The following is a 13,080-nucleotide window of genomic DNA, read 5'->3' on the forward strand; positions in this document are numbered from 1 at the left end:
GACAGTTGCGTCAAAGGCGAACGAATGTCCGGGCGCCCGCTCTCATCTGCCCCGGCCGGCATCACGCCAGCGCCTTGGCCTTTCGAAACGAGACCAGCCGGCGGCTGGTTTCGTCCCACAGGACGAGCGGCACGCTGCGAAGGCTATCGCGCAGGGTGATCCGGCCGACCTCGCTCAGTTCTGGATGATCCCTCAGGATTTCCGGAAGCCGATAATAGGGCACGCGGCTGGCAAGATGGTGCACGTGATGGATGCCGATATTGCCGGTGAACCACCGCAGGACACCCGGCAAATCATAATGTGACGAACCGTGCAGCGCCGCCTCCTGGAACTCCCAATCGGAGCCCTGCGACCAATGCGTTTCCTCGAATTGGTGCTGCACGTAAAAGAGCCAGACGCCGATCGAGGCCGCCAGGATGACGATCGGCAGATGGACAAAGAAGAACGGCCCGACACCGCCGAGCCAGATCATGGCGGTCGCCAATAAGACGACGCTCAGATTGGTCGCCATCGTCGAAATCCAGGGCTCGGCCCCCGCGCGCATCATCCCGATCGGCAATCGTTGCTCGAATAGAAACAACCAGATCGGCCCGATGCCGAACATCACGATCGGATGGCGATAGAGCCGATAGCGCAGCCGGCCCCAACGCGACAAAGCCTTATATTCCGCCACCGTCAGCGTCATGATGTCGCCGACGCCGCGTTCATCGAGATTGCCGGTCGAGGCGTGGTGCTTGGCGTGCATGCGCCGCCAATAGTCGTAGGGCGTCAGGGTCAGGACGCCGATCGCGCGGCCGGTCCAGTTATCGAAATGTCGATTGGCGAAGAAAGATCCGTGGCCGCAATCATGCTGGATGATGAACAGCCGCAGCAAAAAACCGGCCGCCGGGATGATCAGGAGCAGTCCCCACCAGATCCCGTAGGAGACAGCGGCGAACGCCAGTGCCCAGAGCAGGGCAAACGGGACCAGCGTGATCGCGAGCTCGATCGCACTACGGGTCCGTCGCGGCTTGCGGTAGTTGGACAGGACTTTCGGCCAGACGGGCTCGCGAACACCCGTCGTGGACGGTAGGTTATTGGTTTTCATCGACGTTTAGGTTCCCGGTTCTCGGCACGCACAAACAACGGCGCACCCGAGATGGTGTTCCAGATGATGGAGTAAAATCCTCGGCCATGATTCATGGCCTGTATGTCCTGTAGCACTGAAACACGCTCTTTGCAGTCGTTTTCGGCGCGCCCCGTTCCGCGAGGTCTTCGACATTGCGGGCAGGCGCCGAGCATTGCCGCCCTTAGCGGTCAAGCGTTTCGGCCGGTTTGGACAGGAGTTGTGACGCGTGCGCTCTCGGTAATGTGCTCGAAAATGATCGGCATTGTTGATCGTATCGAGGCACCTCGCGACGCTCGGCCTGCGCCTCGACAAGCTCCACCGTCCATGCCCCCTTCCGCATAGCCCCCGATCAGTCGAACGCTTCGGCGAGGTCGATCAGCCGAAAGCGCACATCCTCGCGGCCCCGGAAGCGATCGAGCGACAAGGTGCCGGCCGCATGAATAGGCCGATCCCGCGCCGCCAGAAGCCGCTGCCCCACATCGGTTTCGGCAGCCTTGAAGGCGATGGCCTGGACGCTGGCTCCATCCGCGCCCCGCAACGTTGCCCGGACATGCCCCTTGCCGACGATCGAGGACGACGCGATTCGGTGCCGGGCGAGGGCGAAGATCGGCACGGCGTGTCCCGATCCATAAGGCCCGGCCCGTTCGATTGTAGAGTAGAGATCCGGGGTCAGCCCCGCGGCGCTGACGGCGCCATCGATCTTCAGGGATTCCCCCTCGCGTAACGCCGCGACCGCGTTCGCTGCGCCGACTTCGAGGAAGGCTCGAAAATCACCGAGCCGATCCTTTTGAACGGTGATACCCGCGGCCATCGCGTGCCCGCCACCTTTTTCAAGCAGGCCAGCCGACACCGCCTCACGCACCAGCCGGCCGAGATCGAAGCCGCCGATCGAGCGACCCGACCCGGTTCCTCGCCCTGAGCCGTCGAAAGCGATGGCGAAAGCCGGACGGCGATGGCGCTCCTTTAGCCGCGCCGCGAGCAATCCGACGATCCCTGGGTGCCATTCACGCGATCCGGCGACCAGAATCGACGGTCCCTCCCCGCCACCGATTTCGGCCATGACCTCGGCTTCGGCCTGTTCGAGCATGACGTGCTCCATCGCCTGCCGCTCTTCGTTCAACACGCTCAGATGCGCAGCGAGTTCCTCCGCCTCACCGGCATCATCGAGGCAAAGCAGGCGGCTGCCGAGCGACGCATCGCCAATCCGCCCACCGGCATTGATCCGGGGACCAAGAAGAAAGCCGAGGTGATGGCATTCGACCGGCCCCGACAAGCGGGCGACACGCGCCAGCGCGGCGAGACCGAGATTGTGCTGGCCGTGCATCACCCGCAATCCCTGCACGACGAAAGCGCGGTTGAGGCCGACCAGCGGCACCACGTCGCAGACGGTCGCGAGCGCCACGAGGTCGAGCAGGCCGAAGACGTCCGGCAGACTCGCCTGCGCCCGTCCGCGACGGCGCAATTCCCTCGAAATAGCGACCAGCGTCATGAAGACGACGCCAGCGGCGGCGAGATGCCCAAGTCCCGACAAGTCGTCCTGGCGGTTCGGGTTGACGAGCACCGCGTCGGGAAGCTCGGGGCCGGTCTGGTGGTGGTCGAGGACGACCACGTCGACACCCGCCTGTCGGGCAGATTCTATCGCCTCGAAACTGCCAGTGCCGCAGTCGACGGTGACGATCAGCGTCGCGCCTGCGGACGCCAGTTCCCGCATCGCGGCGGGATTCGGACCGTAACCCTCGGTGATCCGGTCCGGGATGCGGATCGTCGCGTCAATACCGAAATGCTTCAGATAGCGCCACAAGAGCGACGACGACGCGGCACCGTCGACGTCGTAGTCGCCGAATATCGCGACCGCCTCCTGCCCCTCCACGGCATCGGCGAGGCGCGCTGCGGCGGACTCCATGTCCGTCATGGTGGACGGATCGGGCATCAGGTCGCGGATGCGCGGATCGAGAAAGGCGGTGGCGTCGGCCTCGGCCACTCCGCGCGCTGCGAGGACGCGGCAGACGATATCGGGCAGCGCCAGAGTCTGGGCCATCTTCAGCGCCGAAGCCTCGGCGCGTTCGTCGAGGGCGTTCAGCCAACGGCGACCACCGATCGAGCGGTCTACGGCAAGGAAGGTGCGGGCAGATGTGGCCATGGAGCTTGTTCTGGCGAAGCGGGGCCGGACGTGCAACCCGCCCGGCGGCTTTTGCTCAGAGGCCGAATTTCGATCGGCCGTGATGCTGCGCCCGCACCTCGCGAATGGTGCGCGAGTGCGACCGCATCACCAGCGTGTGGGTGGTGATGCGGTCGCGGTAGAAGCGAACACCGTCAAGAAGGTTGCCATCGGTCACGCCGGTCGCCGCGAAGATGACATCGCCAGCAGCCATCTCCTCGGCGCTATAGACCCGGTACGGATCGGAGATGCCCATCTTTTCGGCACGCGCGCGTTTCTCGTTGGTGTTGAGCTGCAAGCGCCCCTGCATCTGCCCACCGGTGCACCGCAGGGCCGCCGCCGCCAGCACGCCTTCCGGCGCGCCGCCGATGCCCATATAGATGTCGATGCCGGTTTCCTCTGGATCCGTCGTATGAATCACGCCGGCCACGTCGCCGTCGCCGATCAACCGGATCGCCGCGCCCACCTCGCGCACCGCTTCGATCAGCGCCGCATGCCGCGGGCGATCGAGTATGCAGGCGGTGATTTCCGAGACCGCAACGCCCTTGGCCTTCGCCAGGGCCTGCAGGTTTTCCTCCGGCGAACGGGACAGATCGACGATGCCGTCGTCGTACCCCGGACCGATCGCGATCTTCTCCATATAGACGTCGGGGGCGTTCAGGAGGCTGCCGCGCACCGCCATGGCGATCACCGCCAGCGAGTTCGGCAGGTTCTTGGCACATACCGTCGTGCCCTCGAGCGGATCGAGGGCAATATCGACCTTCGGGCCGTCTTTGGTGCCGACTTCCTCGCCGATGAACAGCATCGGCGCCTCGTCGCGTTCGCCTTCCCCAATGACGATGAGTCCGTCGATGGCGAGCCCATTCAGTTCGCTGCGCATGGCGTCGACCGCCGCCTGATCCGCGGCCTTTTCATCGCCGCGTCCGCGCAAATTCGCCGCGGCGACGGCCGCCATTTCGGTCACCCGGGCGATTTCGAGAGTGAGAACCCGATCCAGCGTTTCGCCGCCGCTGCTGCTGTCGGTCATGTCCGTTCCCTTCATGGCCAACCCCACACGATTCGATCCCGCGTCGGATTACAAGCCTGATATGCCCGGCGACGGTGAAAACGCAATGTCATCCGCCTGGCGCGGATGGCAACGCCGCCAGGCAGAGCCGCCCCTGTCAGTCCAGCGCCTCGATCCGGATCATCTTCGGCTCATCCTTGAGATGCCCGTCCTTGGAGACGAGCTCCAGCGCCTTGCGCACGGCGGCTTCCGTGGTTTCGTGGGTGACGAGAATGACCGGCGCGGTCGTCGCGTCGCCAGAGTCCTCGCGTCGCCGCTGGACGATCGATTCCAGTGAGATTTCGTTCTCGGCCATGCGCCGGGCGATCGACGCGAAGGCGCCGACCCGGTCATAGACCGACAAGCGAATGTAGTAGCCGCCTTCGTGAGCGCGCATCCGCGCCCGCTTGTAGGGAACGAGCTTTGCCGGCGGCAGCCCGAGGGTCGGCGGAAGCACGCCACCGGCGACATCCATGATGTCGGAAAGAACCGCCGAGGCCGTCGCATCGCCGCCGGCGCCGGGGCCGGCGAGCAGGATCGAACCAAGGAGATCGCTGTCGACGGCGACGGCGTTGGTCACGCCGTCCACCTGCGCGAGCGCCGAATGCGCCGGGATCATCGTCGGGTGCACCCGCTGCTCAATCCCCGTCTCGGTCAGTTGCGCCACCGCCAGAAGCTTGATGCGATAGCCGAGTTCCGCTGCCGCTTCGATGTCGTCATTGGTGACCGACGAAATACCCTCGATGAACACGCTGTCGAGATCGATCTCGCAACCGAAGGCGAGCGAGGTGAGGATCGCCAGCTTGTGGGCGGCGTCGAATCCGCCGATATCGAAGGTCGGGTCGGCTTCGGCATAACCGAGCCGCTGGGCGTCCTTCAGGCAATCGTCGAACGCGATGCCCTCGTTCTCCATGCGCGTCAGCATATAATTGCAGGTGCCGTTGAGAATGCCGTAGACGCGGCTGACGTCATTGCCCGACAGCGCCTCGCGCATCGTCTTGATGATCGGGATGCCGCCCGCGACGGCTGCCTCGAACAAGATCTCGGTCTCGTTTCGCGCCGCCAGCGTGGCGAGCGCCACGCCATGATGCGCCAGCAAGGCCTTGTTGGCGGTAACCACCGGCAAGCCGCGCCCCAGCGCGGCCGTCACCGCTTCCAATGCGGGCCCGGTATCTCCGCCGATCAATTCGACGAAAACGTCGATGTCGCCGTTTTTCGCCAATGCGACAGGATCATCGAACCAGGCGAGTTGCGATGTGTCGAAACCACGATCCTTCAATCGGTCGCGCGCCGAGATGCCGGCCAGTTCAATCGGCCGACCGACCCGGTTCGCCAAGGTTTCCGACTTGGTCTCGATGAGCCGCGCGAGGCTCGCGCCGACCGTTCCTAGCCCGGCAAGGCCGAGCCGCAATGGGCTTTTCATGAGCACCTTGTGACTGTTCGCGTCGTTTTGGCGCCGTTCACAAATGGGCGCCGAGGGAAACGACCTTCTGCCCGGCTTCGTCGCCGCTGGCAAGGAAGCGGCGGATGTTGCGCGCCGCCTGTCGGATGCGATGCTCGTTTTCGACCAATGCGATGCGCACATGCTCGTCGCCGTGTTCGCCGAAGCCGATGCCGGGCGCGACGGCCACGTCGGCCTTTTCGATCAAAAGCTTGGAGAATTCGAGCGAGCCGAGGTCGCGATACGCCGCCGGCAGCGGTGCCCAGGCGAACATCGTCGATGACGGCGCGGGAACCGGCCAGCCGGCCCGCGTGAACGATTCGACGAGCACATCGCGGCGCCGGTGGTAGATCTCGCGCACCTCCCGCGTGGCCTCCTCGCCGGCATTCAGGGCCGCGGTCGCGGCTACCTGGATCGGGGTGAAGGCGCCGTAATCGAGATAGGATTTGACCCGGGCCAATGCGGCCAGCAAGCGCTCGTTGCCGACGGCAAAGCCCATGCGCCATCCTGGCATCGAAAAGGTTTTCGACATCGAGGTGAATTCGACGGCGACGTCCATGGCTCCCTCAACCTGGAGGATCGAGGGCGGCGGCGGACCGTCGAAATAGATCTCGGCATAGGCAAGATCGGACAGGACGATGATCTCGTGCTTGCGGGCGAAGGCGACGATCTCGCGATAGAAATCGAGATCGGCCTCGAAGGCCGTGGGGTTGGACGGATAATTGAGAATGATCGCGATCGGTTTCGGGATCGAATGACGGACGGCTCGGTCGATGGCGACCATGAAATCCGCGTCCGGCTTGGCCGGAATCGCGCGAATCGTTCCGCCGGACATGATGAAGCCGAAGGCATGGATCGGATAGGTCGGATTGGGGCATAGCACCACGTCGCCAGGCGCAGTGATGGCCTGCGCCATGTTGGCGAAGCCTTCCTTCGAACCGAGCGTCGCGACAACCTGCGTGTTCGGATCGAGCGTCACGCCGAACCGGCGCGCGTAGTATTTCGCCTGCGCCTTGCGCAGCCCCCCGATGCCCTTGGACGCCGAATAGCGGTGCGTGCGCGGATCGCGAATGACCTCGCACAGCTTGTCGACGATGAATTTCGGCGTCGCGAGGTCGGGGTTGCCCATGCCGAGATCGATGATGTCGGCACCGTTGGCCCGCGCCGTCGCCTTGAGCCGGTTGACCTCCTCGAACACGTAGGGCGGCAGTCGGCGAACTTTGTGAAATTCTTCCATGGTTTTCGTTCCGCGGCGTGGCGCTGGTTGCGGGAAGGAAGCGGCGAACGACGCGGGTCTACTGCCCCGCCTCGATCTGCCGCAACACCTCTTCGGGACTCAGTGTTGGCTGAGCGTTCGGCGTCGGCTTGGCCGCGAGCGCCGCATCGACGTCGGCCGCCTGCTTGCGTCGAACGCCTTCCAGTCGAGCGATTTCGGAGGGATAGCTGCTCGACGTCGCGGCGGATGCGCGCTGGCTGGCCTGTGCATTGAGACGCGACTGCTGCGCCCGAACTTGCGCGTCGGTCAGTTGCGGCGCCGCCGTGTCGGGATAGGCGCCGAGAAGCGGATAGCCGTCGCTGTCGAACCGCTGCGAGGAGGTGACCGGCGCCGCCGCCTGCGCCCGCAGGGCGGCCAGCGATGGATCCTCCTCGTCCGGAAAGATCGACTGGCATGCGGCTGCCGGCAAAAGCACCGCAAGGACCGCAAGCGGCCGAAGAACTGAAAGCGTAATCATCGCAGGTCGGTATCAGGCCTTCTTGAAACGGCGCACTGTGTCATATCCTACAGGAACGGCATTTACAAAATCCCGCCGATCGATTGTTCATGGACCAAGGTGCGGTCACAATGCACCCGCGCGACGCAGCGTAGCGAGGCCCGGACGGAGAAAACGGCAGCCTCGACAGGAGGAAAGCACGATGACAACCAAGCGATCGGCAGAGCTCGGCGGCATCGACAAGACCGGCACCGGCGAGGAATACGTGGTGAAGGACCCACAAGCCTTTGCCCTGAATATGGCGCGGGTGCTGGAGCAGTTGGGCAAGGCGGCGGCAGCCTGGGTGGAGCCGCGCGAGAAGGGAGAATTCGACGCCGGTCCTGTCTCCATGGACGAAATGGTCCAGACCCTTTCGAAAATCTCCGACTATTGGCTAACTGATCCCGGTCGCGCGGTCGAGGCGCAGACCAGCCTGTTCACCGGCTACATGGACGTCTGGAACAATTCGATCCGCCGCATGTCCGGCGAGACGGCGTTGAGCCCGGTCGAGCCGCAGCCCGGCGACAAGCGCTTCGCCGACACGGAATGGAACAGCAATCTGTTCTTCGACTTCGTCAAGCAGGCCTATCTCCTGACCGCGCAATGGGCCGAGGATCTGGTCGACAAGACCGAAGGTCTGGACCCGCACACGCGCCACAAGGCCGCTTTCTACATGAAGCAGGTGTCGAACGCGCTGTCTCCATCCAATTTCATTGCCACCAATCCCGAGCTCTATCGCGAGACGGTCGCCTCGAACGGGGAAAACCTCGTGCGCGGCATGAAGATGTTCGCGGAGGACATGGCGGCCGGCGGCGGCAATCTGCGGCTGCGGCAGTCCGAAGACTCCTCGTTCGAGGTCGGCCGCGACATGGCCCTGACGCCGGGCAAGGTAGTGGCGCAGAACGACGTCTGCCAGATCATTCAATATGCGCCGGAGACCGAGACGGTGTTCAAGCGGCCGCTTCTCATCGTGCCGCCTTGGATCAACAAGTTCTATATTCTCGATCTCAACCCTGAAAAATCCTTCATCAAATGGCTGGTCGAAAAGGGCCATACCGTTTTCGTCATCTCCTGGGTTAACCCGGACGACAAGCAGGCGGAGAAGGGCTGGAGCGATTACATCGAGGAGGGCATCGTCTTCGGCATCGACACAGCCGAGGCCGCCACCGGCGTCGGCGAGGTCAACACGATCGGCTATTGCGTCGGCGGCACGCTGCTCGCCGCCACCCTCGCCTATCTGAAAGCCAGCGGCGACGAGCGCATAGCCAGCGCGACATTTCTGACCACTCAGGTCGATTTCACCCACGCCGGTGACCTGAAGGTCTTTGTCGACGAGGCCCAGTTGCAGACGCTGGAACGCACGATGGGCAAGAAGGGCTATCTCGACGGCTCGCAGATGGCCACGGCGTTCAATCTGCTGCGGTCTGGCGATCTGATCTGGCCGTATTTCGTCAACAACTATCTTCGCGGCAAGGAGCCGATGCCATTCGACCTGCTCTACTGGAACGCCGATTCCACCCGCATGCCGAAGGCGAACCATCTGTTTTATCTGCGCAGTTGCTATCTGGAAAACCGGCTGTCGCGGGGCACGATGGAAATCGACGGCAAACGCCTCGACCTGTCGACGGTCAACGTCCCGATCTACAATCTGGCCACCAAGGAGGACCACATCGCGCCGGCCCGCAGCGTCTTCGTCGGCAGTCGCGCCTTTGGTTCGGATGTCACCTACGTCCTGTCCGGCTCTGGCCATATCGCCGGCGTCATCAATCCGCCCGCCAAGAAGAAATATCAGTACTGGACGGGTCCGACGCCGAAGAAGGTCGCGGCCTACGAAGATTGGCTGCTCGCGGCGAACGAAACAGCAGGTTCCTGGTGGCCGCACTGGCAGGAATGGATCACCGAAAAGTCTGGCAATCGCGTCAAGGCGCGCAAGCCTGGCGGTCGCAAGCTGAAACCGATCGAGGATGCGCCGGGAAGCTATGTGAAGGTCAGGGTTTAGCACAGGCGGGTGGGCCGAACGGATATTGGAGTTCCCGTCCGATCGCATTGGAGGAGGACGGTCGGCTGACAGCCGAGGCGGAAGGGTTGCGGCCGGCCCACCGATAGAACGGGAACGAAAACCGAAAATCACAAAGGGGAGGACGACATGAACAAATTCGCGAAAACCGGTCTTGTGGCCATGCTGGCAGCGGGAGTCTTGTCGGCGCCCGCCAGGGCACAACAGGACAACCAGACACCCGACCAGCCGGAAGCGCAGGCCGCGGCCCAGCCGGACGAATGGTGCCAATCCAAATGGGGACCTGACGACGAGATCGGGGCGGCCAATCTGCTGACCCCTGAGATGGCGCTTGAGGCCGCCAAGCTGGTGAAGACCGGTAAGGTCTATTCCCTCGGCGCGGAGACCAATTCCAAGACGCCGGCATTCGGCTCCCGCTCATGGGCGCTGGTGATCAACCAGCCGGGTCAGGTCGGCGGTATCGGTCTTGGCCCGACCAAGACCAACTACAATGACGACATCTACATGGGCTATGTCGGGACCGGCTCGCAAATCGACGGCCTCGGCCATATCGGCATCGACAATGTCTACTACAATTGCAACAAAAACAGCGACTTCGTCCAGGCCGACGGGCTGACCAAGCTTGGTGTGGAGACGATCCCGAATATCGTCACCCGCGGCATCGTTCTCGATATGACGGATCACTTCGGCATGGACGTGCTCGAAGCGGGCACGGCCTTCAATCGCGAGGAGATCGAGGCCCAGGCCGAAAAGCAGGGCGTCGAGATTCGCGAGGGCGACGTCGTTCTCTTCCATACCGGCTGGCTTTCGCTCGTGGGCAATGACGACGAGCGCTACATCAAGGGCGAGCCGGGGCTGGGCAAGGACGGCGCCGAGTATCTCGTTGGAAAGAACGTGGTCGCCGTCGGAGCCGACAGCTGGGGGCTCGAAGCGGTGCCCTTCGAGGAAGGCGTCGGCATCTTCGAGGTGCATCAGATCCTGATCCCGCGCAACGGCGTCTTCATTCTGGAGAACATGGACACTGCCGAACTCGTCGCGGACGACGCCTGGGAGTTCATGTTCGTGCTCGGCCAGTCAAAATTCACCGGCGGCGTGCAGGCCATCATCAACCCGACGGCGGTGCGCTGATCGGCGCGGGAGGCGATCACGACAGTTCGCGGCCCAAGACGGGCTGCGGACACGGGCATTGACGGGAGTGTCCCGCCGCCGCTATCGGCGGGCCTATGGTCGCCTTCCCCTCCCCGCTCATACCGGCCCGCCTTCTGCGCCGCTACAAGCGCTTTCTCGCCGACGTCCAGATCGACGGCGAGAGCGATCCGGTCACCGTCCACTGCCCGAACCCCGGCGCGATGCTGGGGCTCAAGGCGGAAGGATCGCGGGTCTGGCTGTCGCGGTCGGCCAATCCCGCCCGCAAGCTTCCCCTGACGCTGGAGATCATCGAAGCGGACGGAACCCTCGTCGGCCTCAATACCGCCCTGCCGAACCGACTCGCCGAAGAAGCGATCGCGTCGGGGCTCGTGCCGCCGCTGGCAGCATTCGGAGCGGCGCGGCGCGAAGTCAAATACGGCCGCAACTCCCGCGTCGACCTTCTCTATACCGATCCTGAGGGACAGCCGGTCTATGTCGAGGTCAAGAATGTCCACCTGATGCGCCAACCGGGCCTCGCCGAATTTCCCGACTGCGTGACCACGCGCGGCGCCAAGCATCTCGTCGAACTCGGCGACCGCGTCACGGCCGGCGAGCGGGCAATCATGCTCTACGTGGTACAAAGGGCGGACTGCGACCGTGTGGCCTTCGCCGCCGATCTGGACCCGGCCTACGCCGCCGCATTCGCCGTCGCGCGCGCACGAGGGGTTGAAGCCCATGCCGTTCGATGCGACATCAGCTTGACAGCCATCCGTCCCGTGACCGCCCTTCCGATCGTCGATACCGCATCCCGAACATGACCACTTATCTCGAAGCCGAACCGAACCCGACCCGCAACTCCGGCGCCATCCGCCTGTACGACGCCGCGGCGTTCGAGGGGATGCGGCGGGCCTGCCAGCTCACCGCGCGCTGTCTCGACGGCCTTGCCGCCATCGTCGAGCCGGGCGTGACAACCGAGACGATCGACCGCTATGTCGTGGACTTCGCGCTCGCCAACAACGCCTTTCCGGCGACGCTGAACTATCGCGGCTACGGCAAGAGCGTCTGCACCTCGATCAATCATGTGGTCTGCCACGGCATACCCAACGACAAGCCGCTAAAGGAAGGCGACATCGTCAATATCGACGTGACCTTCATTCACGACGGATACCATGGCGATTCCTCGCGCATGTACCCGGTCGGCCGCGTCAAGCGCGCCGCCGAGCGGTTGTGCGGCATCACCTATCGTTCGCTGCTGCTCGGTATCGAGGCCGTGCGTCCGGGCGGCCATACCGGCGACCTCGGCGAGGCGATCCAGACCTACGCGGAATCCGAGCGTTGCTCGGTCGTGCGCGATTTCTGCGGTCATGGCGTCGGCAAGCTGTTCCACGATGCGCCGAATATCCTGCACTACGGCCGGCGGGGCGAAGGACCGGAAATGCGCCCCGGCATGGTCTTCACCATCGAGCCGATGATCAATATCGGCCGGCCGCATGTGAAGATCCTTTCCGACGGCTGGACCGCCGTCACCCGCGACCGCTCGCTGTCGGCCCAGTACGAACACACGGTCGGCGTGACCGAGACCGGCTGCGAGGTCTTCACCCTGTCGCCCGCCGGGCTCGACACGCCGGGGCTGACGGTCGAGCCCTTAGCCGGCGCGGCGGAATAGCCGCCCGGCGATGACGCATTCCGGCTCCGACGACGAACCGGATTTTCCCGGCCTCGGCGAGGCTCCTTCACCGCGAACGACGGCTGCCGCCGGCCACGCCAAGCCTGCGCCCAAGCACCACGACGGCCACCGCGATCGCCTGCGCGAGCGGTTCAGCGACGCCGGCGCCACGGCGCTGGCCGATTACGAATTGCTGGAACTGATCCTCTTTCGCACCATCCCTCGCCGTGACGTCAAGCCGATCGCCAAGGCGCTGATCGCCCGGTTCGGTTCGCTGGCGGAGGTGCTGAACGCGCCGCCGCGCCGGCTGATGGAGGTGCCAGGGGCCAGGGACGCTGTGGCGCTCGATATCGCCATCGTCGCGGCGGTCAACCAGCGGGCGATGCGATCGGCGGTGAAAAGCCGCGAGGTGCTGTCGTCCTGGGCGGCGGTTCTCGACTATTGCAAGGCGGCGATGGCCTACGAGACGCGAGAGCAATTCCGCATCCTGTTCCTCGACCGGAAGAACGCCCTGATCGCCGACGAGGTGCAGAGCACGGGCACCGTCGACCATACGCCGGTCTATCCGCGCGAGGTGGTCAAACGCGCGCTCGAATTGTCGGCGACCGCGATCATCCTCGTCCACAATCATACAAAATGGCCTATTTCGATCACGCAGGATCACGCTCTATCCAACTGATTCACCTATATTTTTTTACTTGTCGTAATCCCGGATAGTGTGGCAAATTCGGGGTGGTTTTCGGGGGGTCATCCCCCCTACCGACCC

General features: G+C 64.1%; 11 protein-coding genes. 5 read left to right on the forward strand and 6 right to left on the reverse strand.

Annotated features, from left to right (window positions below):
- Positions 1–61 precede the first annotated feature (61 nt).
- The 6 genes from VSX60_RS06255 to VSX60_RS06280 all read right to left on the reverse strand — a co-directional run bounded on the left by VSX60_RS06255 (position 62) and on the right by VSX60_RS06280 (position 7,485).
- Positions 62–1,087, reverse strand: coding sequence for a fatty acid desaturase (locus tag VSX60_RS06255; RefSeq protein WP_327623294.1), 1,026 nt, complete (start codon positions 1,085–1,087; stop codon positions 62–64).
- Positions 1,088–1,457: 370 nt separating this feature from the next.
- On the reverse strand, positions 1,458–3,248 hold the full coding sequence (gene recJ / locus VSX60_RS06260) for a single-stranded-DNA-specific exonuclease RecJ (RefSeq protein WP_327623295.1): 1,791 nt from the start codon (positions 3,246–3,248) through the stop codon (positions 1,458–1,460).
- 55 nt (positions 3,249–3,303) lie between these two features.
- The gene (gene glpX / locus VSX60_RS06265) at positions 3,304–4,293 is read right to left on the reverse strand and encodes a class II fructose-bisphosphatase (RefSeq protein WP_327623296.1); all 990 of its coding nucleotides are present in this window, start codon (positions 4,291–4,293) and stop codon (positions 3,304–3,306) included.
- A gap of 136 nt (positions 4,294–4,429) precedes the next feature.
- On the reverse strand, positions 4,430–5,734 hold the full coding sequence (locus VSX60_RS06270; RefSeq protein WP_327623297.1) for a homoserine dehydrogenase: 1,305 nt from the start codon (positions 5,732–5,734) through the stop codon (positions 4,430–4,432).
- Positions 5,735–5,771: 37 nt separating this feature from the next.
- Entirely contained in the window at positions 5,772–6,989 is a 1,218-nt protein-coding gene (locus tag VSX60_RS06275) for an LL-diaminopimelate aminotransferase (protein ID WP_327623298.1), read from the reverse strand.
- A gap of 58 nt (positions 6,990–7,047) precedes the next feature.
- Positions 7,048–7,485, reverse strand: coding sequence for a hypothetical protein (locus VSX60_RS06280; protein ID WP_327623299.1), 438 nt, complete (start codon positions 7,483–7,485; stop codon positions 7,048–7,050).
- 181 nt (positions 7,486–7,666) lie between these two features.
- Here VSX60_RS06280 and phaC point away from each other — a divergent pair, with 181 nt between their 5' ends.
- The 5 genes from phaC (at position 7,667) to VSX60_RS06305 (ending at position 12,993) form a co-directional block, all read left to right on the forward strand.
- Positions 7,667–9,502, forward strand: a complete 1,836-nt coding sequence (gene phaC / locus VSX60_RS06285) for a class I poly(R)-hydroxyalkanoic acid synthase (protein WP_327623300.1) — start codon at positions 7,667–7,669, stop codon at positions 9,500–9,502.
- Between the two features lie 147 nt (positions 9,503–9,649).
- Positions 9,650–10,648, forward strand: coding sequence for a cyclase family protein (locus tag VSX60_RS06290; protein WP_327623301.1), 999 nt, complete (start codon positions 9,650–9,652; stop codon positions 10,646–10,648).
- 95 nt (positions 10,649–10,743) lie between these two features.
- The gene (gene sfsA, locus VSX60_RS06295) at positions 10,744–11,466 is read left to right on the forward strand and encodes a DNA/RNA nuclease SfsA (RefSeq protein WP_327623302.1); all 723 of its coding nucleotides are present in this window, start codon (positions 10,744–10,746) and stop codon (positions 11,464–11,466) included.
- The gene (map, locus tag VSX60_RS06300) at positions 11,463–12,314 is read left to right on the forward strand and encodes a type I methionyl aminopeptidase (protein ID WP_327623303.1); all 852 of its coding nucleotides are present in this window, start codon (positions 11,463–11,465) and stop codon (positions 12,312–12,314) included. The genes sfsA and map overlap by 4 nt, the downstream gene beginning before the upstream one ends.
- A gap of 10 nt (positions 12,315–12,324) precedes the next feature.
- Positions 12,325–12,993 (forward strand): JAB domain-containing protein, encoded by a 669-nt coding sequence (locus tag VSX60_RS06305; RefSeq protein ID WP_327623304.1) that lies wholly within the window; start codon positions 12,325–12,327, stop codon positions 12,991–12,993.
- The last annotated feature ends 87 nt before the right edge of the window (positions 12,994–13,080 follow it).

It is taken from the genome of Aurantimonas sp. A3-2-R12 (assembly GCF_036016755.1).
Lineage (GTDB): Bacteria > Pseudomonadota > Alphaproteobacteria > Rhizobiales > Rhizobiaceae > Aurantimonas > Aurantimonas coralicida_A.